Consider the following 21561-nt stretch of genomic DNA (forward strand, 5'->3'; position numbering starts at 1 on the left):
GGGGCAGTTCATGGACGTCAAATCGGATGGCGAGCCGTTCAAGGGTGTCGCCAAGGAACGCGACGGGCGGCGCAGCGACGAGGAATGATCGCTGCACGCCCCACTGGCCAGCGCGCGCCGATGCGCGCATAGGCATCCGCATGGCCGATCTCTATCTCAAGAATCTCGAATCCGAACGCCGCCAGCTATGGGCAACCTGCCGCCTCAAGGGGCTGGCGAAGGACACGCCCGAGCGGCAACGGATCGTCGCGATCGACGAGGCGATTGCCGCGCACAAGGCCAAGAAATCGGGCTGATCGCTGTCAGCCTGTTCGGCGCATCCCGGTCAGCACCCGGTCCAGCGCCTGCAGGAACCGCGAACGGTCGGCCTTGCTGAAGGGCGGCGGGCCGCCCCCGATCCCGTCCATTCCGGCGCGCAGATCCGCCATGATCGCACGCGTGGCGACCGCGCCGCCGATGCTCGCAGTATCGAATGGCTTGCCATTATGTGCCAGCACCTGCGCGCCTTCTTTCAGGCAGCGCTCGGCCAGCAGGATGTCCGCCGTGATCACCACGGTGCTTGGGCTCGCATTGTCGGCGATCCAGTCGTCCGCGGCATCGAAACCGTCGCTCACCACCACGCGTTTTACGCGCTCGCTCACCGGAACGCGGAAGATATCGTTGCTCACTACGCGCACATGCGCGCCATGGCGTTCGGCCACGCGGTATATCTCGTCTTTCACCGGGCAGGCGTCGGCATCGACCAGGATGGTTGCCGGCATATCGCCGGTATCGTCGGGGCCGGGTCGATCGGGGGATTGGGGCGCGGGCATCGGTGCCGCCTTAGCACCGCATGCCGCCCGCGCATAATTCGGCCGCTTCAAGGCGTGCCGCAGCCTCAGCTGTTCTTCATATTCTCCAGGCCCTTGATCGCACCCGGCTTCTGCGATGGTTGGGACGCGTTGGTCTTGATCTTTTCCTTCTTCGGCTTGCGCGCTTCTCGGCTCTTCTTTGCTTGGCCTTTGGCCATGATCGTTTCCAGTCGGGGCGGCATGCCCCGCACGCACCCTACGCTCTTTCCCGCAATCGCCTGCATCAATTCGGCAGGCGCCGGGAAACCGGACCTGCCGCGATCCGGCCCGGCGAATGCAAGGACGGTCTAGCGCCGTCCCATCCGGGCCATCAGCGATACGAAGAATGCCGTCGACCAGCCGAGCAGCAGGATGCCGTTGATCCCCTCGATCGCGGCGACCAGTTGCCACGCCCGCTCCAGCCCCTCGTCGTCATAACCGATCGTGGCATAGGTGATGGTGCTGAAATACACCGATATGTGCAGGTCCGGCAGCGCGCCCGTCAGCCAGTAGAGCAGGGCATAAAGCCAGATTTCGACCCCGTGGATCGCGAACAGGCCCATCACCAGCGCAAAGGTGAATATCATGCCCGGCAGGCTCACGGGCGAAAGGTGTTCCTGCCGTTCCTCGCGCTGTTCGATCCGCAGCAGCCGGTTCAGCAGCACCAGGCCGCCCCCATGGATCGCCACCGTTGCCAGCACCATGCCCGTCGCAATCGCAAGCTGCTCGATCATCCCGGCCCCTCCTGCCCCGGCAATAGCATATCCGGGCCGCGCGCACAGTCGCTCCGTCATAACCGGATCGCAGGAAGGGGCACCCCCACACCGAAAAGCCCGCCCCGGATCGCTCCGGGACGGGCCTTCGCAAAAAACGGAAAATTGCGCTGCGCTTACATCGTCGTGTTGTTGACAGCGCTCATGTCGGCGTCGGGCAGGGCCGCCAGATCGGCGGCGGTCATGGATGTCTGGACATCGCCGTCGGTGGCATTGCCGCGCAGGGTCAGGCCATCCATCGGAATTTCGACCCAGCGGTCGGGATCGGTGTCTTCCAGTTCGATCACCAGCCCGGTCACGGTGCCATTGTCGTCGCGGCGAACCAGCGCGACATCGCCCAGATCGGTACCGTCGGCAGTCACCAAATCGGCGTCCAGCAATTGCGCTTCGGTCATGCCCAGCGCCGCCTCGTCCGTGCCGGCGGCTACCGCGCTGCGGTCGGCTTCCATCTCGATCTGGTCGTCCATGGTGTCGGCTTGCTGTTCGGCCGGCGTTTCGCCGCAGGCGGCCGTCAGGGCGGTGGCGCCGACGATGCTCAAAAGGATTGGCTTGGGCAGTTTCATGAACGGTTCCTTTCACTTTTGTTATGTGTCCCAATGCTCGTCGCGCCGCCGCGTTCCGCCCGGACGGTGTGGGGCCGGGAACGCAGGCGCGCATACCGGCGTTTGCTGGAAATGAAGATCCTCGCACCCCTCGCCGCCGCACTCGCCATCCCTCTGGCCGCCTGTGCCACTGTGCCCTCCAGCGCCGACGTGGTGACGGTTTCGGGCGAAGCCACCTATCGCGAACGCATCGCCCTGCCGCCGCAGGCGGTGATGTCCGTGCGGATCGAAGATGTCTCGCGCGCCGATGCGCCCGCCACGGTTCTGGCCGAAGAAATCATGCCCACCAATGGGCGTCAGGTCCCGCTGCCCTTCAGTGTGGAGGTGCCGCGCGACGCCTTGCAGGGTGCCGTGCGCACGACTGCCCGCGTGCGTATCGAAGATGGCTCGGGCCAGCTCCTCTGGATCACCGATACCAATACGCCCGTCACGCCGACGGCTGGCAGCGACCGTGTGGATCTCGGCAGCCTGATGCTTGTGCGCACGCCCGGCTGATACGAAAACATTTTCCTACACACCCGGTTTTGTGGCTCATCCTGCCGGATGACCGATGAAACCGACGCGCCACCTGCCTCTCCCGCCCGCCCGAGCAGTCGGGTGCGGCAGTGCAATGCCGATTATCGCTGGACCGTGCCCAAGGTGAAGGCCTTCCTTCTCGCGCTCGAACAATGCGGGCGCGTGGCGGAGGCGGCGAAGGCTGTGGGGATGAGCCGGCAGTCGGCCTATGCGCTGCGCGCCCGGCTCGACGGGCCGCAATTCCGCGAAGCGTTCGAAGGGGCCCGGCGCATGGGGTTGCGGGCCCGCGCGGCTGCCAGCAGGCAGCGTCTGCAGGCTGCTCGCTCGCGCTGGGAAGGGCCGGGCCTTGCCGCGCTCGACTATCTGCGCGCAGCCCCCTCGCAAGCCGACATATCCGGGGCCTATGCCGACATGCTGGCCGCGCAAGCCGACATGCGGGCCGAACATGCCGACATGATAATGCATGAAGCCGACGCTGCGGACCCATAAGCCGACGCCTGTTCGCACAAGCCGACAAAGTTTTCTCCCTGGACTGTGTAACACCCGGTCCATGTCTCCTCCCGTCGCTGCGCTGAACCCGGTCGGAAAGTTGCTCATTCGCGTCGAAAACGCGGACCGGAATGCGCCTGCCGGGCGTTGAATAGACAAGCATGCAAAAGGAGAGACAACGCCATGCAATTCCAGTTCAATTCGGACAGCAGCGTCATGGGCACGGACGACGTCGCCGAACGCATCGAAGCACAGGTGCGCGAAAAACTGACGCGGTTCGAAGAACGCCTCACCCGCCTCGAAGTGCACGTCCACAACGAACACCATCACACCCATGGCAATGACGACAAGGGCTGCACCATCGAAGCGCGCCCCCGCGGCGGCAAGCCGATCGGCGTGACCGAGCATGGCTCTTCCGTGGATGCCGCTGCGCGCAAGGCGGCCAGCACCATGGCCCAGCGCCTCACCCGCCTGTTCGGCAAGGAAGCGAAGCACCGGCACGAAGCCCGCCCCGAAAAGGTGATGTAGCCGCGCGCGCCAGTGCATCGACAGCGCGAGTGGGCTTATGTCATTCGTCGCGTCGGTGCACCGGCTCGCCACATTGTGGCAGCATTTGGGCACATTCAGCCGCGGCGCTCGTTGGATGGAGCGACGATAAGGTCGGCACCGCCGGCCAATACGTTCTCGGAACCAATAGAAAAGGGACCCGGATATGAATAAGCTCGCAATAGCACTCGCCTCGGCCGCATCGCTCGCCATCGCCGCCTGCGCCGAAGAACCTGCCGATAATTCCGCCATGGACACTGATGCCGCCGCTGCGGATCAGATGGCCAACGACACCACCACCGAACCCGGCACCATCGTGGAAGTCGCTCAGGGCAACCCGGATTTCTCCATGCTGGTCTCGGCCGTCACGGCAGCCGATCTCGGTGCAACCCTCTCGGGTGACGGACCCTACACGGTATTCGCACCGACCAATGCTGCGTTTGAAAAGGTGCCCAAGGCGACCCGTGACGAACTGCTCAGCCCGGCTGGCAAGTCGGACCTGACCGGTATTCTCACATACCATGTAGTCGAAGGCGCAACGCCTGCCAGCGAACTGACGCAGGCAATCGAGGGCGCCGGTGAAGACGGCTATGAAATCACCACCGTGAACGGTGCCAAGCTGACTGCGACCATGGAAGGCGGCAATGTCGTTCTTACCGACGCGGCTGGCAACAAGGCCACCGTCACCATGACGGATGTCGAAGCATCGAATGGCGTCATCCATGCGATCGACACTGTGATGATGCCGTCGTAATCGACTGCTGATGCTGATCTGAAAATGCGAAGGGCGATCCGTTCGGGTCGCCCTTTTCTATGTAGGTGACGGGTTCACACCGCGCCGTTGATCCACAATCAGCCCCACGACCATCACAATCAGGCACGGTAGAGACCAGAACCCCGCAATGCGTTCGGCCACCATATGGGGGGTGGGCGGAAGCACAACGGCCAGTACGGTGAACACGACCGAAGTCATATGAAACGCCGCAAACCAGATGGGCCAGTAGCGCCCACTCGACAATGCGTATCGCATCACGACGACCAAAAGCAGCACATCGACAGCTGCGACGAGGGGAAGCGAAATGCGCTCTTGCAAGAAAAGGCTGGCGCCAGCCGAAATTAGCGCTGCTGCCGCAATCGCGGTAATTACCCTGCGGTCGTAGCGATTACCTGCCTGCCATCCGAGTGTCAGTGCCGTGAGCAGAAACAGCCAGAAGGCAAGCAGGAAAATCACGTTCATTGTTCAGGCAGCCAGGTCCACGGCAACATCGTCTGAAAGGCGAGCGCTTGCTTCATGAAGCGGTGGGCATCCGAACGCCACCGTTTCCAGATTGGACGCATTCTGGATCTTGATCAGTTCCCTGGTGGCGCGGCTCAGGTCTTCCCGGCTGCTGATCGCTTTCGTCAGTCCCGTTCCGGCCATTGCAAGGGCGCCCTGCGCCGTACTGATGGGAAGGCGTGACGCTTTGCTCACCTCGACAATGCTGGCGCACAGATGTGCAAGCGACATCACGGCCTGATCGACTGCCTCGACCGATTTCTGCGTATCGCTGGCGACTACCTGGCCCGCTGCTGGTTCGATATCATGCATGGTTATGTCCTTTCTCGCCGTCTCCACGATTGGAGAATGCAGGGGGCATGAAATCATCCGGATACGTGCCTGACCATCTCGGAAAGGCCCAAAATGAATACAACCGCGAGGCAGGTCAGCATCAGGCTGAGGATGCCGATGCGGATTATCCACATGATACGATCTTTGGTCGACGCTGCGTTCACCCCGCCTCCGATCGGAGGGAAAATGGGAAGATAGCCTGATCGCCGGTAAACTTCGCTAGGGCGAGGGAGCGGGCTCAGGTGATGCTGGCGCTTATCGCGCGACGGTGCTTGAGGAGGTTCGGTGCCTTCCGAGACTTCCACAAGCTCTTGATCGTGAAGGAGGGAAACAGCTTCCAGACGACTGTGAACGCCCAAATTTTCAAGCGCAGCCGAAATGTGCTGGTCTACTGTACGCGGGGAAATGCCCAGTTCACGGGCGATCTGCTTTGAGCTCAGCCCATCCTGAAGCAGCAGCATACATTCTTTCTGGCGCCCAGTTAATGGATCGTCCTGATGCTGCGGTGCTGCTCGCATCTATTCCTTTCCTCCATTGTCGAACGAATTTCCAGGATGCGGAAATGTTCCCACGATTGGGTATGAAATATAAGTATAATATGGTCTAGCCGCGCAAGCATTTCGTAAAATTCCAAAAGCCACGCGGCCGCCTCTCGCTCTGATTTGCGATCGTTGGGGAACCAGCGGCCCTGACAGGCGCTAATGTCGTCATGAGATATCTAGCCATTCCTCTCGCCGCGGCTCTTTTGTCCGCGTGCTCATCGCAGGACGATAACCCTTCTGCTGCGACGCAATCCGAGGCAGCTACCAAAGCCATCGCCAGTCCCGCATCCGACAAAACCGCGTCGCCCGGGCCAAAAACACTAACGCTCGAGGGGCTGGGAGGCCTGACAATTGGGCGGCCGGTACCCGCCAACAGCAATTTTACTGCGGGCGACGGTCAGATCGGAAATGGGTGCGAAACCCTGTCATCTCCCGAATGGCCGGGGGTTTACGCCATTCGAACCAACGGAGAAGTGCGCCGCATTTCAGTCGCTGATGGTAGCGGCGTAAAGCTCATTGAAGGCATTGGTCCAGGTTCGACCATCGAGGACGTGCGTGCTGAATTCCCGAGCTTCCGGGAAGAGCCTCACAAATATACCGGTCCTGAAGGCAAATACCTTACCCAGCCCGGCGATGAGCCCAGACTTCGGTTCGAGATTAACCCGGACGGGAAGGTTTCCATCATCCATGTCGGTGTGATGCCCGAGCTGGGTTATGTTGAAGGCTGTGCCTAAATTATCGCCGTCGCTGTTCTACCAAGCGAGCGCCCACACAGACCAGTTTACTGCGTGACCGCGGGGCGCGGCGAGATAGGAAGAGGTTCTCCAATCTCGGCATCGCTTCTGCGCACATTATCAGAGCCTGGAGGTCGCTGGCTCTTAATTGAGGCGTCGGCCACCTGCATTTTTGCGCGAACAGATTTGATCGCTTGCGCCTCTTTCGACCCGGTTTCTGCGTTTTCGCTGAATGCGTTCTTTGTCCGATCGGATTGATAGGCGCGATCGAACGCTTCAGTAGCTCGATTGTTTGTGGGGTGCCAGTCCGCCAAACGATCAATCTCGTTATTGTCGAGTTCCCATTCCTGCTTGGTATCGACCCCGCTTTCGTCGAACGGGCCGCGCCATTCATTTCGTGAATTACGCAAGCGCCCATGCCTGGCCAATTCGGCAACGGGAATAGTCCCGGAGGGTGTCACCAATGGATAGTGATTGGGCAGTTTTCGGCTGTCAGATGGCTGGTAATCCCCAATGGCAGAATTTCCCGACATATCGGGAAGAACTTTAGTCGGCTTTGTCAGACTAGTTGTTGAGCCGATGGAGGATCCGCCTAACGCCCCCGCGCACACGACGGCAAACACGGCGGGGGCGGCGTACCAGACGAAATGGAGACGCGTCGACTTCATGCATGCAGTGTTTCATCTGCATACCCGCAAGGCAAGCCATTGGTACGTTCCGTTCTATTGGCCGGTCCTTCGCAGAGGGAAAAGATATGTGCGAATTAGGGGTGATGGAGCTTATAGGGGACTTGGCTTCTCTCCCGGCTGCCGCATTCTTCAAGGCAGACAAACAGTGGGAAGGCGCAAAAACGCATTGGTTATCACAGGAAAAGCGATGAAGTTGCAGATTCTAGTGGCAAGCTCTTTGATCTTGCTGGCTGCTTGTACCGCGGACAATGGAGCGTCGAACAGCGTGAAGGATGGTGGCACATTCGATGCGATCTCGGCTGGTGAGGTCATCCACTATACTGGAACTGAGCCGTTCTGGGGAGGCGCATCCGGAGCGGGCATGGCCACATATTCCACCCCCGAAAATCCTGACGGAAGTGAATTTCCGGTTGAACGTTTTGCTGGCAATAACGGCCTTGGCATCAGCGGCAGCCTGAACGGAGCGAGCTTCGATCTGATGATCACTCCCGGCGAATGCTCCGATGGCATGAGCGACCGCATCTTTCCCTATACTGCCACCCTGCTTGTCGGTGGGGAGCAACGGCAAGGGTGCGCGTGGACGGACAGCCAGCCCTTTAGCGGGCCCGAGGCTCAGTAGTGGGCAACGTTCCCCGGATGCCACGCTGGCTCGGCCTTGCCGGTTTGTTGCCTCAGTTCATCTGTGTCGCTGTCCTCTATTGGGGGCCAGATTATAGCCGTGAACCGGCACAGATCATCAGCGTAGCTTATGCCGCACTGATCCTGGCTTTTCTGGGTGGAACATGGTGGGGAATAGCAGCCATGGCCCCGGCCGCCGAACGCAGGCGGGCTCTTGGCTGGGTTTGGATTGCAGCGGTTTTGCCGGCTCTTGTCGGACTTGCTTGTTTCCTACCCTGGCTTCTGGGTTGGGAATGGCCTGAGCCGTCGCTGATCATGCTCGCCGGCGGGCTTCTTGTCAGCCTCGGTGTCGATGCAAAGCTAAACTCTCTCGCGCCGCCATGGTGGATGGCACTGCGGGTGCCGCTATCTATCGGCTTGGGACTACTGACCCTGGCAGCCGCATTGGCCTAGCTCGAGGTGACACCAGCGGCGTCAAGTTCGCGGCCTAGCCTGCCCGTCAGCCACAACCACCACATCTGGAAGTCGGCCCTGAAGCTCCACAACGGGTAGGTGAACGTCGCGGGCCGGTTCTTCTCATGAGCAAAATGCGCGATCCATGCGAAGAAATAGCCAGCTACCGGCATAGCGAGCAACCACCACCATCTTCCTGTCACCACGGCGCCGATCGCTACCGCCACGACCAAGCTGGTGCCGATATAATGCAACGCGCGTGTGCCGGGGCGGGAGTGTTCGCGTAGATAAAAGGGCCAGAACTCGGCAAAGGTGGTGTAACGCTCTGCCATCACTGCAAGCCTGGTATCTCGATTTGCGCGGAATTGGGCGCGTCGGGCATCATCAATTGGCTCGTATCCGGTGCCGCACTCCTGGCAGTAGTCGAACCGGGTGCCGAACCAATCGCCGTGCAGCTGCGGCCGGCGAGGAAATCGAGCGCGGTAGCGATCGAAGCTTCCCGGGGATCGCCCAACTGTCTCGAGATATCGTCCTCGGCCCGGCATGTCCGCGGCATCACACTGGCGAGGCCGTCATAGTAATCCCCGCCGTCGTTGGCATTCACTGTGCGAAATGCGACGACCCGAAAGCGATCGTCGCAGGCTGAACGGTCGCGCGCGATCTGGCCCACCGGCTTGCCGAAGGTATCCGACCCGACAAGCGCGATATTGTTGCCGAGGTAGGGAATAAACGCATTCGGTACTAATTCGCTGGCTGATGCCGTGCCGTCGGTACCGATTACGGCGATCTTGGTCGCTGAGATTGCTTGCGGCTCGGAATTGAACAGGCGCGTTTCGTCGAACTGGCTTTGGGAATCGCGGAATACGGTTTTGCTGAACACCTGACCGACCTTGTCAGACGCCAGGAGATCGCCAAGCAATTCGGCGACCGAAACGAGACCCCCGCCGTTATAACGGAAATCGAGGATGATCTGGGTTACACCCTCGTCTTGGAAAACCTGAAATGCCTCCCGCAATTGGCGAGTGGCATCTTCGATAATGAAGGTTCGCAAGTTAACGTAGCCGACCCTGGTACCGCCATTGTCGAAGATCTTGGCACCATATCGATCCGAAATCGGATCGAGCGAGAATTCGGTTTTCGTCACCGATGCTGTCAGTTCGGTGCCGTCGGGCTGACGCACGGTCAGCTCCCGGGTTACGCCCGGATCGCTAGGGCCCAGCGCATTCACCACGGCTTGCGGGCCGCCACTGGCCATAAGCTGGCTGACGCTTTGCCCATTGATCGCGATGATCTCGCTGCCGCGGTCGATCCCTTCGGCCAGTGCCGGAGCGCTCTCGAACGCTTCCACCACGAAAACCTGCTGAGATGCCTGTTGGTAAGACAGCCGGATGCCGAAGCCTGCGCTCGACCCGCTACTGATGAGGGCATTCTCTTCCGCGATCGACGTGATGTAGGTAAAAAACCGGTCGCGCTGCTGGGCGCGGGCTGGCGCAACCAGAGCATCGATATAGCTTTGGACCGTCGAATAGTTTGCACGGTTAACGGTCTGATCGAGCAGGGTGGGGAAGAGATAAAATTCGTTCAGCTGCTGAAGCGCCCAGTCCTGCCGACTTGCAAGAGAGCAGGCATCGGCAATGGTGCCACCGCCAGTTCCGGTGTTGCCGCCGCCGCCACTGGAATTACCACCGCCCCCGCATGCGGCCAGTGAGACTGCCAATGTTGCGCTTAGAACGGTGCGACCCAACCCCATAATCCTGCTCCCCTTGCTATCCGCCTTAAATCCCGGCGATCGGCCTTCTTCTGACCATGACGGCTTAATTGAGGGTGAGCAATAGCACGAATAAACGCCTGCAAGGCCCATTTCCCCGTAAAATCGGTGCAAATTTCGCCTCATGGGATGGTTTGCACCCCCGAGCTATGCCTTAAGGGCAGGCCGAAAGATGCCCGCAATAGCGGAAAAGAGGAGATTTCATGGCGAGCGGCGTAGCGCCTTGGGTGCTGAATGCGGTTGGCGGGGTTCCCGTCGGCCATACTCTAACACTGGAGAAGGTTGCCGACGAGAGCGTGCTTGGACGCGGCGGCTTTGCATTGACCAGCGCAGCTTTTCAAAACGGCGGCGAACTCGACCCATCGTTTACGGCGATCGAGGAGGATGCGGTCGCTCCTCCGCTGGAGTGGACGTCGCCGCCCCCAGGGGCCCAGGAAATTGTTCTCGTGGCAGAGGATGCCGATAAGGGCCATGTCCACTGGACGGTCTGGGGCCTTCCCCCGCAGAAGGGCAAGCTGATGGAGGGCGAAACGCCCCCCCGCACCGGCAAGAACGCGCATGGCAATTCGGAGTGGCTGTTGCCCGATCCTCCGCTGGGCGAGGAACACCGGTATGTCTTTCAGCTTTTCGCGATTGATCTCCCGCTCACACTGATGCCGGGGGCAACGCATGAGGAACTCGTCCGCAATCTGGACGGACACGTGACCGCCGCTGCGGTTCTCACCGCCCGGTTCGAAGGCCATGAGGTCGAGGAACTGGACGTCGAGGATCTCGGCGACGTAGATTGAAGCATAGCCTAGGAAAGGATTAGTCATGGCTGGCAAGAACAACGCACTGCAGAAGCCGGTAAATCTATCGCCGGAACTGGAGAATGTCGTGGGTAAGGGTCCGATGACCCGTGCGCAGGTCACCTCCAAGGTGTGGGATCACATCAAGGCTAACGACCTTCAGGATTCCAAGGACAAGCGCATGATCAACCCCGACGACAAGCTCGGCGCGGTGATCGGCAAGGAACAGATCTCCATGTTCAAGATGACGGGCGCCGTCTCGAAGCACATGAGCTGACAACTGGCTATCGGCGGTGTAACGGCCAGTCCGTTACGCCGCCGGTCCATAGCGCGAGCCAGACCAGGATCGGCTGCGCGATCATCCTCGGTATGTGATAGCCGAGCCCAAATCCGCCATCGGCGCGGGCCATATCCAAAGCGAAATGATGGATATTGGCGGGGAATACGCAAACGGCATAAGCTGCAAGGCCGATCGCTCCGGCCCTCCGCAAAGCCAGGCTTACCGGTTGCACCAGCGCCGCCGCACCCAGCAGTTCGGCAACACCCGTCCAGAAAACCACTGCGTGCGGCATCGGCACCCAGCCCGGCATAATCAACAGAAAAGGCTGTGGGTCGGCTAGATGGATGACGCCTGCAAACGCATAGAAGGCTGCCAGTAGCCAACGAAGTCCGGTCCTGATCATGAGCCCCGCTATCAGTATGCGATTGCCGGTTCCAGACAATCGATCATGAAAAGACAGAGATCCCGGCGCCAAAAAGTGGCTCTATATTTCTTGGGGATTAGCCCGTGCTCCGTTCGTCGACAACCTCGACGCCCTTCCAGAAAGCGATGCGGCCCTTTATTTCCTCCGCTGCCTCCTTTGGTTCGGGGTAATACCATGCCGCATCCGGATTGATCTGCCCGCCGGCGTTGATCGAGTAATAATTCGCCGTACCCTTCCACGGGCACTCGCTGGTGGTATCGCTGGGCACCAGAACACCGCGCGCGACATCGTCTGCAGGGAAGTAATGGTTTCCCTCCACGACGATCGTTTCGTCGCTGCGGGCAAGCAGCTCGCCATTCCAATGCGCAGATACGGTCATGGGCGAAGCCTTTTCTTGTTGTTCGTGTTTGCTAGGACAGTCCGCGAAACAACAAGGGGTTCCTGTCCATGCGCCGTTTCCTGCTAGCTTCTGCGGCTGCCGCCATCGCGTGCGGCTCCCCGGCATTCGCTCAAGACAATGCGGAGCGCATCGCTGCAGCCGCTCTCGAAGCGGCTCCTGTATGGGACGGGCATAACGATGTTCCCATCCAGCTGCGTTCGCGGGTTGGCAACGTGATCAACGATTTCGATTTTCGCGATACGCTTGATACGGCCTCTGCAGATCATTCGGCCATGCATTCGGACCTGATCCGCCTAAAGCAGGGGGGGGTCGGGGCGCAGTGGTGGTCCGTTTATGTCAGTGCAAACTTGGCGGAGCCCGAAGCGGTTCAGGCTACGATCGAGCAGATCGACGTCACGAAGCGCCTCATCGCGCGCTATCCCGACGATATGCAGCTCGCGCTGAGCGCGGATGAGGTAGAGGAGGCGATGGCGGCCGGGCGTATTGCCTCGCTCATCGGGATGGAGGGTGGCCACTCGATCGGGTCGAGCCTCGCCGTATTGCGGCAAATGTACGATCTTGGCGCGCGTTACATGACGCTGACGCACGGAAAGACCTTGAGTTGGGTCGACAGCGCCACCGACGCTCCCAGGCATGAAGGGCTCAACGCGTTCGGCAAGGATGTCGTGCGCGAAATGAACCGCATCGGGATGCTGGTCGATCTGAGCCATGTCAGCGAAGCATCGATGATGGATGCGCTCGATGTAGCGCAGGCCCCCGTCATTTTCAGTCATTCGGGGGCGCGGGCCGTCGCGGGGCATCTGCGCAATGTTCCGGATAGTGTGCTTGCCCGCATGCCTGCAAATGGCGGTATCGTGATGGTCGTTGCATTGCCGTGGTTCATCAAGGAGGACCTTCGCACTCATTCGGCCAATCGAGCAGGCGAAGAAGCCCGTCTGAAAGCCCTATATCCGGGCCTTCCAGATACAGTCGAAGCCGAGCTTGCCAAATGGGACGCTGAAAATCGCGAACCGGTCGCGACCATTTCGGATATGGCTGACCACATCGATCATATTCGCGATGTTGCCGGCATCGATCATATCGGCATCGGGGGCGATTACGATGGCATGCCGAGCGGCCCTGTAGGAATGGAAGACGTCGCCGGCTATCCCGCCCTGTTTGCGGAACTCGCCGGGCGTGGGTATTCGCAGGATGATCTCGAGAAGATATCATCCCGCAATATGATGCGGGTTCTGCGTGAAGCGGAAGCGTTCGCCGCCAGCGTTTCCGACCTCCCTCCGATCGAATACCCGGCTGGCGAACCTCGTGACGATAGCGAATGAACGCCAACATGCGATGCCCAGGCGACAATCTGTAAACTGGCGCTGGAGACGCCGTCAGAGTTTTGCCAGTGTGAGGGGATCTCGCTCACCGTCGTAGAACTGTTCGAGCGCTTCGGAGAAGACTTGCGCGTCTTCATCTCCGCAGGCGAGTTCGAAAAGCGTCATGGAGCTTCGAAACTTCAGTGCATCGACAGGTCCGAGAATATCTTCGGCCGACATTGTGCCGGCCCAGTCCAGCATGGCTTCCGTCGCTTCAAAAAGCCGCGGGCCAAGTTCGTCATGGGTACAATAGGACGTCGCTTCGGCCTTGTCGGCAAGCGCGAATCTCCGGGCGTTTGCACTGCTGCCTAGTCCGGCAATCTGGGGAAAGATGAACCACATCCAGTGGCCCACTTTCTTGCCTTCGTGAAGTTCGGCAAGTGCAACGTCGTAAGCGCCGCCGTCCTGAGCGTTCAGGAAATGGGCGAACTCGCTACGTTCAGTCGTCTTCGTCGACATGGTCGGGGAGCCCGTCGAGCTTAGTCGAGGCATAATCCTCGAGCTCGTCTTCACTCATGCTATCGTACATGTCTTTCGAAGCGCCCTGAAGGTCACCGACCTTTGTCTCGCCTCTCTTGGCGGCCAGCGCAGCGCCGGCCGCGCGTTGCTGGGCTTTCGATTGTGCAGGCATCAGTTCTGCGCCTCCAGTTCGGATCCTAATTTCAGGACTTCGTCGCCATCATCCTGCCGGACGAGATAAGCCGGATTATCTCCGTCGCCATCCTTCGTCACTTCCGCACCCTGCAGGGTGCGGGTGACTTTCCGTTCGAACCGCTCCGAAATCTGACCCTTACCTTTGCCGTTACCCCAGCTCCATTCGACATACTGGCCGGACCTGAAACTGTTTGAATTGCTCATGCGACCTCTCCGCAGATGCTCAGTTTTCGACAACTTCCAGTCCGTCTTCGGTAGTGGTGCGGTCTTGTTGCGTTGTCGCCTCGTCATCGCCCAGATCGGTCACGATGCTGTCGGTATCGGTGCTACCGTCTTCCATGGACGAAATCTGACCGCTCACTGTGCCTTCTTCCTCGACATCGCCCGTGGTCATTGCGGGAATAATCCAGGTAATCGACAGAAGGATCACTGCCAGAAGCAGACCTCCGGCCAGTACCCAGCGTACGACGCCCTCTTTCGAGCCACCGCTTGCTTCGGTTTCGTCGATGTGGATCTCTTCGCCTTCTTTGTGCACGCGGTAATACTCCCTCAAAATGTGCGAACCCGCAGGTATCAGGGAGATTTACGCTTCCGTGCGGGGAATGTTCCTTTGCGCTAGTCGCGCAGCAGATCGTTGATCCCGGTTTTCTCTCGCGTCTGGGCGTCCACCGTCTTGACGATCACGGCGCAGGCCAGGCCCGGGCCGCCGTCCTTGCCCGGCAGGGCTCCGGGCACGACCACCGAGTAAGGGGGTATATGTCCGCGGATGACCTCGCCGGTGTCGCGATAGACGATCTTGGACGACTGGGTAATGAAAACGCCCATCGCGACGACACAGCCTTCACCGACAATCACGCCTTCGACGATCTCGCTCCGTGCGCCGATGAAGCAATTGTCGCCGATAATGGTGGGATTTGCCTGCATCGGCTCCAGCACGCCGCCAATACCCGCACCGGCGGATATATGGCAATTTTCGCCGATCTGCGCGCAGCTGCCGATGCTGGCCCAGGTGTCGACCATCGTGCCCTTGCCGACATAGGCTCCGATATTGACGAAACTGGGCATCAGTACGCAGCCGGGGGCGATGTAGGCACCTTCGCGGGCAATTGCGCCGGGCACAACGCGGAACCCGGCCTGGCGGAAACGGGCATCGTCCCAGCCGGCGAACTTGCTTGGAACCTTGTCGAATGCAGGATGGCCCGCACTCCCGCCTTCCATGACTTGGTTGTCGTTGAGGCGGAAGCTGAGCAGAACAGCTTTCTTCAGCCACTGGTTGACGGTCCACCCGCCCTTGCCATCGGGTTCTGCAACGCGACCTTCGCCGCTGTCGAGCAAGGTGAGCGCCGCTCCGACCGCTTGGCGCACGTCACTCGATTGCGGAGTGACATTGGCGCGGTCTTCCCACGCAGCTTCGATGCGATTTTCGAGGTCGGCGCTCATCTTCATCTCCGGATAATTCGGAGCACGCGTTAGCAGCGTTGCTGCGCTAGTCCATCCCTGCTGCCGTGGCGAATTGGTATGCCCTGTCGACCAGCGGCGCGACACGTTCGGACATCGACTTCGCATGAGCGGATGATGCGGTACCATCGATCACGCGTTTCTTAATACCCTGCATGATGCCCGCCAGGCGGAACAGATTATAGGCAAAGTACCAGTCCATTGGCGGCACGGGATAGCCGGTGCGCGCTACATAGCGCTCCACTGCTTCGTCCTGCGACGGGATGCCAAGTTCCTTGAGGTCGAGACCCTCCAGCCCAGCGCGCCCGTCATGGGGATTATGCCAGTTCAGCATCAGATAGCTGAAATCCGCAATCGGATCGCCGAGGGTGGACAGTTCCCAATCGAGCACTGCGAGTACTTCGTTGGAATCTGACCGGAAGATCATATTGTCGAGCCGGTAGTCACCATGGACCACGCTGCTCTCGTGCTGCGGCGGGATGGTCTCGGGCAACCATTCGATAAGCCGCTCCATCTGGGGCATGTGCTCGGTTTCGGAGAGCTTGTACTGCTTGGACCAGCGGCTGATCTGACGTGCGCAATAATCGGTCGGCTTGCCGAAATCCCCAAGCCCGATGGCAACCGGATCCTTGGTGTGGAGATCGGCAAAAGTGTCGATCATCGAGTTGTAGATTTCCCTCCGCTCGGCCGGTGTATTATTGGGCAGGGAGCCGTTCCAGAGACTGCGCCCGTCGGCGAGACCCATGACGAAGAACTTCGAACCGATAACTTCCGGATCTTCGCACAGGCCGTATGTCTTGGGCACGGGGAAGCCGGTGGGCCCGAGGGCATGCATCACCGTGTATTCCCGGTCCACGGCATGCGCGCTTGGCAGCAGCTTGCCGAAGGGCTGGCGGCGCAGCACATAGCTGCGCGCCGGCGTGTCGATCCGGTAGGTCGGGTTGGACTGACCGCCCTTGAACTTGGTATAGCTCAGGGGGCCCTCGAAACCTTCGACATTGGCCGTAAACCAATCTGACAGCGCGTCGAGGTCCATCCGGTCGGCTTCGGGAACCTCGATGGTGCCGACCATTTCCTTGTCGAAATCGATCGCCTGTTCTTCGGCCATCAGTCGAAGACCACCACGCTGCGCGCAGAGGTTCCCTGCTTCATCTTTTCGAATCCCTCGTTGATCTTCTCCAACGGGATACGCTCGGCGATGATCGTGTCGAGATCGAGGAGGCCGCGCATGTAGAAGTCGACGAGGCGGGGCAGATCGACCGGGAAGTGGTTCATGCCCATGATCGCGCCTTGGAGTTTCTTGCCCGACAGGAGGTCCATGGCGCCGAGGCCGACCTTGCAGTCCAGCGGCATCATGCCGAGGATCGTGGCGGTGCCGCCGCGGCGGAGGATCTTCACGCACAGGTCGGCGGAGGCCTGGCGGCCGACGGCCTCGATGGCGTGGTGCACGCCGCCGCGGGAAATCTTCATGACTTCCTCGACCGCGTTATCGGCCATGGCATCGACCGTGTGGGTGGCGCCAAGTACTTGAGCGAGTTCACGTTTTTCGGCGAGGGGATCGATGGCGATGACATTGCCCGCGCCGGCGATCTTGGCTGCGTTGATGGCCGCCAGACCGACGCCGCCGCAGCCGACCACGGCAACGGTTTCGCCCGGGACGACCTTGCAGGCATTAAAAATCGTTCCCGCTCCGGTAGTTACGGCGCAGCCGATGATGGCCGCACGGTCCAGCGGCATGTCCTTGTCGATGGCGACGCAGGCATTCTCGTGGATCAGCATCTGTTCGCAGAAGGCGGACAGATTGAGCATCTGCCCTACAGGAGTCTTGTCAATCGAACGTATGATCCGGGGTGTTTGGTCGGCCGAACGGCGCGTATCGGCCCCAAGACACAGGGCCATACGGCCGGTGACACAGAATTCGCAGTGTCCGCAGAACACGGACAGGCACGAAACCACGTGATCGCCTGGCTTCACCGTCTTCACTTCCGATCCGACCGCACGCACCACGCCCGCCGCTTCGTGCCCCGGAATGGCGGGAAGCGGGTGCGGATAGGCACCGTCGATGAAGTGGAGGTCGGAATGGCACAGGCCGCATGCCTTGGTGTCGATCAGGACTTCATGCGGTCCGGGATCGGCGAGTTCCACCTCGCCGATCGTGAGCCCGCCGACCTTTTCAAGAATAGCTGCCTTTGCCATCAGCGTGTCGCCCCCATGTCGCCCGAGCTGTGGTTGTCGTTGCCCGATGTGGGCGCCGCACCTTCGCGCAGGGCATTGGCGGTGGGACCGGCTTCGGGAAGATGCTTGGCAAATTCCATCCGTGCGATCGAGCGTGCGTGCACCTCGTCCGGACCATCGGCAAGGCGCAGCGTGCGCTGATGGGCATAGGCATTGGCCAGACCGTAATCGTCCGACACGCCGCCGCCGCCATGCGCCTGGATGGCATCGTCGATGATGCGCAGCGCCATATTGGGTGCCTGCACCTTGATCATGGCGATTTCCTGCTTGGCCGCCTTGTTACCGACCTTGTCCATCATGTCTGCGGCCTTGAGGCAGAGCAGACGGGTCATGTCGATGTCGATACGGGCACGCGCCACCCGTTCTTCCCAGACCGAGTGCTTGTAGATCGGTTTGCCGAACGCTTCGCGTTCCTGGAGACGCTTGCACATCTTGGCGAGCGCTTCTTCGGCAACGCCGATGGTGCGCATGCAGTGGTGGATGCGGCCCGGCCCGAGGCGCCCCTGCGCGATTTCGAAGCCGCGGCCTTCGCCCAGCAGCATGTTGTCGACCGGAACGCGCACGTCCTTCAGTTCGACTTCCATGTGGCCGTGCGGGGCATCGTCATAACCGAAGACAGGCAGGTGACGCAGGATGTTCACGCCCGGAGCATCCATCGGCATCAGGAGCATGGACTGGGCGGCGTGACGCCCGGCGGAAAAATCGGTCTTGCCCATCACAATGGCAACCTTGCAGCGCGGATCGCCCACGCCCGACGACCACCACTTGCGGCCGTTGATGACATATTCATCGCCTTCGCGTTCGATGCGGGTTTCGATGTTGGTCGCGTCGGACGAGGCAGTGAACGGTTCGGTCATCAGGAAGGCAGAGCGGATTTCGCCGTTCATCAGCGGCGTCAGCCACTGGTCTTTCTGCGCGCGCGTACCGTAACGATGGAAGACTTCCATATTGCCGGTGTCGGGCGCGGAGCAGTTGAACACTTCCGAAGCGAAGCCAATGCGGCCCATTTCTTCCGCGCAGAGGGCATATTCCAGATTGGTGAGGCCCGGACCTTCGAATTCGAAGCTTTCTTCGACGTGGTGATGGCCGTCGTTGCGGGGCGGCATGAAGAGGTTCCAGATGCCTTCCTTCTTCGCCTTGGCCTTGAGATCTTCGACCACGGGAATGACTTTCCAGCGTTCGCCTTCGGCATCCTGTTTCTTGTAGGTGGAGACGGCCGGGCGAACGTGATCGTCGATGAAATTCTTCACCCGGTCGCGCCAGTATGCTTGCCTCTCAGTGGGTTCGAAATCCATCGTATCTGTCCTCTTCTCTCAATTCGGTTGCGCCATGAAACTGGCATAAGGTTAGTGCCAAGCCAAGCCCGCTTGGCCGGTCAGGGGGTTATCGAATGCGCATCCGGGTCGGCGCGCACGGCATCATCGATCGGGTCGTTTTCTTCGGTTGGCGGGCGGCGCGACAGCCGGTTCGCCACCCGCGCTTCGTGCTGGGCCCGCGTGATCGGGAAACGCCCCAGCCAGAAGGCTGCGAAGAGCGCCAGCGCGCTGGCCGCGATGACGAACAGCACCACCAGTTGCCGCACGGCATCGGGCGAAACAGCGGCCTGCGGTGTGCCCGGAGCGATATCGACCGATTGCACGATCAGGCTGGTCAGCATGATGCCGCCACCGGTGGCGCATTTCTGCACCAGCCAGTTGCCCGAATAGAACGTGCCTTCCGCCCGCTTGCCGGTACGTTCTTCGAACGCCTCGACGATTTCCGCGACCATGGAGGTGGCCGAAATGATCGAAATGACGCTGGACGTATTGGCGACGATCAGCAGGGCGAACAGCAGGACGGTGGAAGCGGTCGTTCCCGGAGGCGGCCATGCGCCTGCCAGCAGCAGGAAGTAGGGGCCGCAGTAGAATACCAGACCGACCAGCGCGGAGACGGCGGCGGCTTTCGGCTTGCCCCAGCGGCGATGGATGGGGCTGACGATCAGGAACATGAGCACGACCGAAAGGAACAGGACGGCGGGATAGAGCTTGAAGGCCAGATCGCTGAACTGCCACACGTAGAGGTTCACATATTGCGTGATCGAAAAGGTCATGCCCTGAAGGATGTAAGCGGCCAGCCCGCCGAGCGCGAAAATGACGAAGGCCTTTTCGCGGAAGGCATCGAAGATTTCCGAAAAAGCATTGCGGATAGAGAAGGCAGGGGGCCGATGCGGCGGGCGATGCGCCACGACGCGGTGCTGGGCCGCCGCAGAACCGATGACCGAAAGCGCGATCAGGCCCGCCCCGAACATTCCGTAGAGCGCATAGCCTTCGGGCTGGAGCTGGGATTGCGGGGTGGGCAGGAACAGGGTGAAGGTCAGCACCATCATCAGCAGGCCGCCAAGCCAGCCCGACAGGAAGCGGTAGCGGAACAGCGTGGTGCGTTCATCGTAATCGTCGGTGATTTCGGGCACCAGGCTGACCGACGGCACTTCGCAGGCCGACAGGAGCAGGCGCACGCCGACAGCCAGTGCGACGATATCCCAATAGCCCGGCGCGCCGGTGAAGGGCGGCGACCACAGGAGTGTCCACAGAACGGCCAGCGGAATCGGAGCGAGATAAAGCCACGGCAGGCGGCGGCCCCATTTCGTATAGGTACGGTCCGACAGATGGCCGAGAAGCGGATCGACCAGCGCATCGATCAGCAGCGCTGTCGCCAGCGCCGCCCCGACCGTGCTGGCGTCCACGCCGAGAACGAGATTGTAGAAGGGCAGCAGAAAGAAGCTGAAGCCCGAATCCTTCACGCCGAAGGCCACGGCCCCGAAGCCGTGGGCCAGCTTCAGACGCTGGGGGAGGGGGCCTTTGACGAAGGGCATCAGGGCGCTTTCTGCGCCTCCCTGGCCTGCGCTTCCATCGCTTCGAGAGAAGCCAGCAGGCCGGGTTCTTCGGGGTCCCAGCTATGGCGCGGGCCGACTGTCAGACCGCCATCCACCAGCAGCGACGTTCCGGTTACGAAGCCGGCGTCCTCGCTGGCGAGGAATGCGACCGCATTGGCGATATCCATCGACTGGCCCCCGCGCGCCACGGGCTGGGCGTTGGCGGACATCTGCGCGATTGCGGCCTTGGCCATCGCTTTCATTTCGCCCGTCAGTTCCAGACTGGCGGTGAAGATATTGGTGTTGATGAAGCCGGGCTGGACCGCGTTTACGCGAATGCCGTGCCGGGCAAGGTCGGTCGCTGCGCATTTGGTGAGATGCAGCACGCCCGCCTTGGCCACGGCATAGGCGGTGGGGGAGTAGCCCGGGCCGACGGCCGCCACGCTGGATACGTTGACGATGCTGGCACCCCTGCGCCCCTTCATATGCGGGACGGCATAACGGATGCCGAAGGCCACGGACCGCAGCAGCAGGTCCATCGTGCGGTCCCAGTCATCCGGTTCCATTTCGGAGATGTCGGCGCGGGTGCCGCCGGCGCCGGCATTGTTGAAGACGACGTCGATACCGCCCGTTTCATCGCCTGCGCGATCCATCAGCGCCTTTATGGCAGCAGGATCGCAGACATCGCATCGGGCGAAGCGCACGTCACCCGGAGTATCGGCGGCCAGTTTCTCGCCCCCGTCGACATCGATATCGGCGGCGAAAACGATGGCACCTTCGCTGGCGAACAGCGCGGTTGCAGCAGCGCCGATTCCCGACGCTGCGCCAGTAACGATTACGGTCTTGCCCGAGAATCGCATGCCTACTCTCTCCCCGAATTTCTCCGTTTCAAGCTTAGGGGAGCGCTGCGCCGCGTCAACGCATTCCGGCTGACGTTACGG

At 60.9% G+C, this 21561-nt stretch carries 33 protein-coding genes; 11 read left to right on the forward strand and 22 right to left on the reverse strand.

The genetic code is table 11. The features are described from left to right. Nucleotides 1-140: 140 nt before the first annotated feature. Nucleotides 141-296 carry a hypothetical protein gene (locus KYK83_RS10590; RefSeq protein WP_222828233.1) on the forward strand — a complete coding sequence of 52 codons (156 nt, stop codon included), beginning with the start codon at nt 141-143 and terminating at the stop codon, nt 294-296. A gap of 6 nt (nt 297-302) precedes the next feature. Here KYK83_RS10590 and KYK83_RS10595 read toward each other — a convergent pair whose 3' ends face one another. The 4 genes from KYK83_RS10595 to KYK83_RS10605 form a co-directional block, all read right to left on the reverse strand. Next, nucleotides 303-761, reverse strand: a complete 459-nt coding sequence (locus KYK83_RS10595) for a YaiI/YqxD family protein (RefSeq protein ID WP_222828367.1) — start codon at nt 759-761, stop codon at nt 303-305. Between the two features lie 116 nt (nt 762-877). Then, on the reverse strand, nt 878-1009 hold the full coding sequence (locus tag KYK83_RS17435; protein ID WP_255548735.1) for a hypothetical protein: 132 nt from the start codon (nt 1007-1009) through the stop codon (nt 878-880). Between the two features lie 129 nt (nt 1010-1138). Beyond that, on the reverse strand, nt 1139-1564 hold the full coding sequence (locus KYK83_RS10600) for an ion channel (RefSeq protein ID WP_103022292.1): 426 nt from the start codon (nt 1562-1564) through the stop codon (nt 1139-1141). A 155-nt stretch (nt 1565-1719) separates the two neighbouring features. Then, entirely contained in the window at nt 1720-2166 is a 447-nt protein-coding gene (locus KYK83_RS10605) for a hypothetical protein (RefSeq protein ID WP_103022293.1), read from the reverse strand. A 111-nt stretch (nt 2167-2277) separates the two neighbouring features. Here KYK83_RS10605 and KYK83_RS10610 point away from each other — a divergent pair, with 111 nt between their 5' ends. From KYK83_RS10610 to KYK83_RS10625, 4 genes are all read left to right on the forward strand, one after another. Then, on the forward strand, nt 2278-2700 hold the full coding sequence (locus KYK83_RS10610) for a YbaY family lipoprotein (RefSeq protein WP_196846931.1): 423 nt from the start codon (nt 2278-2280) through the stop codon (nt 2698-2700). Nucleotides 2701-2748: 48 nt separating this feature from the next. Continuing rightward, nucleotides 2749-3210, forward strand: a complete 462-nt coding sequence (locus KYK83_RS10615) for a hypothetical protein (protein ID WP_222828234.1) — start codon at nt 2749-2751, stop codon at nt 3208-3210. 183 nt (nt 3211-3393) lie between these two features. Then, nucleotides 3394-3738: an HPF/RaiA family ribosome-associated protein gene (locus KYK83_RS10620; RefSeq protein ID WP_103022295.1), complete on the forward strand. Its 345-nt coding sequence runs from the start codon at nt 3394-3396 to the stop codon at nt 3736-3738. 184 nt (nt 3739-3922) lie between these two features. Next, entirely contained in the window at nt 3923-4510 is a 588-nt protein-coding gene (locus KYK83_RS10625) for a fasciclin domain-containing protein (protein ID WP_196846929.1), read from the forward strand. Nucleotides 4511-4567: 57 nt separating this feature from the next. On the opposite strand, the gene KYK83_RS10630 is transcribed toward KYK83_RS10625, so the two are convergent. Genes KYK83_RS10630 through KYK83_RS10640 form a run of 3 tightly spaced genes read right to left on the reverse strand, consistent with a single transcriptional unit; the run spans nt 4568 to nt 5883 of the window. Further along, the gene (locus KYK83_RS10630) at nt 4568-4993 is read right to left on the reverse strand and encodes a hypothetical protein (protein WP_222828235.1); all 426 of its coding nucleotides are present in this window, start codon (nt 4991-4993) and stop codon (nt 4568-4570) included. A gap of 3 nt (nt 4994-4996) precedes the next feature. Continuing rightward, nucleotides 4997-5344: a hypothetical protein gene (locus KYK83_RS10635; RefSeq protein ID WP_221596238.1), complete on the reverse strand. Its 348-nt coding sequence runs from the start codon at nt 5342-5344 to the stop codon at nt 4997-4999. Between the two features lie 53 nt (nt 5345-5397). Then, nucleotides 5398-5883, reverse strand: a complete 486-nt coding sequence (locus KYK83_RS10640; RefSeq protein ID WP_222828236.1) for a helix-turn-helix domain-containing protein — start codon at nt 5881-5883, stop codon at nt 5398-5400. Between the two features lie 191 nt (nt 5884-6074). Here KYK83_RS10640 and KYK83_RS10645 point away from each other — a divergent pair, with 191 nt between their 5' ends. Continuing rightward, nucleotides 6075-6641 (forward strand): hypothetical protein, encoded by a 567-nt coding sequence (locus KYK83_RS10645; RefSeq protein WP_222828237.1) that lies wholly within the window; start codon nt 6075-6077, stop codon nt 6639-6641. A gap of 47 nt (nt 6642-6688) precedes the next feature. Here KYK83_RS10645 and KYK83_RS10650 read toward each other — a convergent pair whose 3' ends face one another. Continuing rightward, the gene (locus tag KYK83_RS10650) at nt 6689-7309 is read right to left on the reverse strand and encodes a hypothetical protein (RefSeq protein WP_222828238.1); all 621 of its coding nucleotides are present in this window, start codon (nt 7307-7309) and stop codon (nt 6689-6691) included. A 208-nt stretch (nt 7310-7517) separates the two neighbouring features. Between KYK83_RS10650 and KYK83_RS10655 the strand changes: the two genes are divergently transcribed. Next, a complete protein-coding gene (locus KYK83_RS10655; RefSeq protein WP_248284402.1) occupies nt 7518-7949 on the forward strand; it encodes a COG3650 family protein in 432 nt (143 codons plus the stop codon). After that, nucleotides 7949-8401, forward strand: coding sequence for a DUF3429 domain-containing protein (locus tag KYK83_RS10660; RefSeq protein WP_346729458.1), 453 nt, complete (start codon nt 7949-7951; stop codon nt 8399-8401). The genes KYK83_RS10655 and KYK83_RS10660 overlap by 1 nt, the downstream gene beginning before the upstream one ends. Here the strand turns inward: KYK83_RS10660 and KYK83_RS10665 are convergent. Both KYK83_RS10665 and KYK83_RS10670 read right to left on the reverse strand, forming a co-directional pair. Beyond that, nucleotides 8398-8733: an Mpo1-like protein gene (locus KYK83_RS10665; RefSeq protein WP_103022304.1), complete on the reverse strand. Its 336-nt coding sequence runs from the start codon at nt 8731-8733 to the stop codon at nt 8398-8400. The two genes, KYK83_RS10660 and KYK83_RS10665, sit on opposite strands and share 4 nt — an antisense overlap. Beyond that, nucleotides 8733-10118: a S41 family peptidase gene (locus KYK83_RS10670; RefSeq protein ID WP_346729459.1), complete on the reverse strand. Its 1386-nt coding sequence runs from the start codon at nt 10116-10118 to the stop codon at nt 8733-8735. The genes KYK83_RS10665 and KYK83_RS10670 overlap by 1 nt, the downstream gene beginning before the upstream one ends. 254 nt (nt 10119-10372) lie before the next feature. Between KYK83_RS10670 and KYK83_RS10675 the strand changes: the two genes are divergently transcribed. After that, nucleotides 10373-10957, forward strand: a complete 585-nt coding sequence (locus tag KYK83_RS10675; RefSeq protein ID WP_222828240.1) for a YbhB/YbcL family Raf kinase inhibitor-like protein — start codon at nt 10373-10375, stop codon at nt 10955-10957. A 25-nt stretch (nt 10958-10982) separates the two neighbouring features. Then, entirely contained in the window at nt 10983-11234 is a 252-nt protein-coding gene (locus KYK83_RS10680; RefSeq protein ID WP_067463687.1) for an SWIB/MDM2 domain-containing protein, read from the forward strand. 7 nt (nt 11235-11241) lie between these two features. Here the strand turns inward: KYK83_RS10680 and KYK83_RS10685 are convergent, their stop codons facing one another. Together KYK83_RS10685 and KYK83_RS10690 are read right to left on the reverse strand one after the other, a co-directional pair. Continuing rightward, nucleotides 11242-11640, reverse strand: a complete 399-nt coding sequence (locus KYK83_RS10685) for a DoxX family protein (RefSeq protein WP_222828241.1) — start codon at nt 11638-11640, stop codon at nt 11242-11244. Nucleotides 11641-11737: 97 nt separating this feature from the next. Next, nucleotides 11738-12040, reverse strand: coding sequence for a DUF427 domain-containing protein (locus tag KYK83_RS10690; RefSeq protein WP_222828242.1), 303 nt, complete (start codon nt 12038-12040; stop codon nt 11738-11740). Nucleotides 12041-12108: 68 nt separating this feature from the next. Here KYK83_RS10690 and KYK83_RS10695 point away from each other — a divergent pair, with 68 nt between their 5' ends. After that, a complete protein-coding gene (locus tag KYK83_RS10695) occupies nt 12109-13383 on the forward strand; it encodes a dipeptidase (protein ID WP_222828243.1) in 1275 nt (424 codons plus the stop codon). Nucleotides 13384-13437: 54 nt separating this feature from the next. On the opposite strand, the gene KYK83_RS10700 is transcribed toward KYK83_RS10695, so the two are convergent. From KYK83_RS10700 to KYK83_RS10745, 10 genes are all read right to left on the reverse strand, one after another. After that, complete coding sequence (locus tag KYK83_RS10700; protein ID WP_222828244.1) at nt 13438-13881, reverse strand: DUF1810 domain-containing protein; 444 nt, start codon at nt 13879-13881, stop codon at nt 13438-13440. Continuing rightward, entirely contained in the window at nt 13862-14053 is a 192-nt protein-coding gene (locus KYK83_RS10705) for a DUF3008 family protein (RefSeq protein ID WP_103022311.1), read from the reverse strand. The genes KYK83_RS10700 and KYK83_RS10705 overlap by 20 nt, the downstream gene beginning before the upstream one ends. Continuing rightward, entirely contained in the window at nt 14053-14280 is a 228-nt protein-coding gene (locus KYK83_RS10710; RefSeq protein ID WP_103022312.1) for a hypervirulence associated TUDOR domain-containing protein, read from the reverse strand. Before KYK83_RS10710 ends, KYK83_RS10705 begins: the two co-directional genes overlap by 1 nt. A gap of 19 nt (nt 14281-14299) precedes the next feature. Then, nucleotides 14300-14611 (reverse strand): hypothetical protein, encoded by a 312-nt coding sequence (locus KYK83_RS10715; RefSeq protein ID WP_222828245.1) that lies wholly within the window; start codon nt 14609-14611, stop codon nt 14300-14302. An 80-nt stretch (nt 14612-14691) separates the two neighbouring features. Then, complete coding sequence (gene dapD, locus KYK83_RS10720) at nt 14692-15516, reverse strand: 2,3,4,5-tetrahydropyridine-2,6-dicarboxylate N-succinyltransferase (protein WP_222828246.1); 825 nt, start codon at nt 15514-15516, stop codon at nt 14692-14694. A gap of 46 nt (nt 15517-15562) precedes the next feature. Further along, nucleotides 15563-16642 carry a phosphotransferase family protein gene (locus KYK83_RS10725; RefSeq protein ID WP_222828247.1) on the reverse strand — a complete coding sequence of 360 codons (1080 nt, stop codon included), beginning with the start codon at nt 16640-16642 and terminating at the stop codon, nt 15563-15565. Further along, on the reverse strand, nt 16642-17730 hold the full coding sequence (locus KYK83_RS10730; RefSeq protein ID WP_222828248.1) for a Zn-dependent alcohol dehydrogenase: 1089 nt from the start codon (nt 17728-17730) through the stop codon (nt 16642-16644). Before KYK83_RS10730 ends, KYK83_RS10725 begins: the two co-directional genes overlap by 1 nt. Beyond that, nucleotides 17730-19064 carry an acyl-CoA dehydrogenase family protein gene (locus KYK83_RS10735; RefSeq protein ID WP_222828249.1) on the reverse strand — a complete coding sequence of 445 codons (1335 nt, stop codon included), beginning with the start codon at nt 19062-19064 and terminating at the stop codon, nt 17730-17732. The genes KYK83_RS10730 and KYK83_RS10735 overlap by 1 nt, the downstream gene beginning before the upstream one ends. 80 nt (nt 19065-19144) lie before the next feature. After that, complete coding sequence (locus KYK83_RS10740) at nt 19145-20620, reverse strand: MFS transporter (protein ID WP_196846912.1); 1476 nt, start codon at nt 20618-20620, stop codon at nt 19145-19147. Next, nucleotides 20620-21480: an SDR family NAD(P)-dependent oxidoreductase gene (locus KYK83_RS10745; RefSeq protein WP_222828250.1), complete on the reverse strand. Its 861-nt coding sequence runs from the start codon at nt 21478-21480 to the stop codon at nt 20620-20622. Before KYK83_RS10745 ends, KYK83_RS10740 begins: the two co-directional genes overlap by 1 nt. Between the last annotated feature and the right edge of the window lie 81 nt (nt 21481-21561).

Source organism: Qipengyuania pacifica (assembly GCF_019857205.1).
In the GTDB taxonomy this organism is placed as follows: domain Bacteria; phylum Pseudomonadota; class Alphaproteobacteria; order Sphingomonadales; family Sphingomonadaceae; genus Qipengyuania; species Qipengyuania pacifica.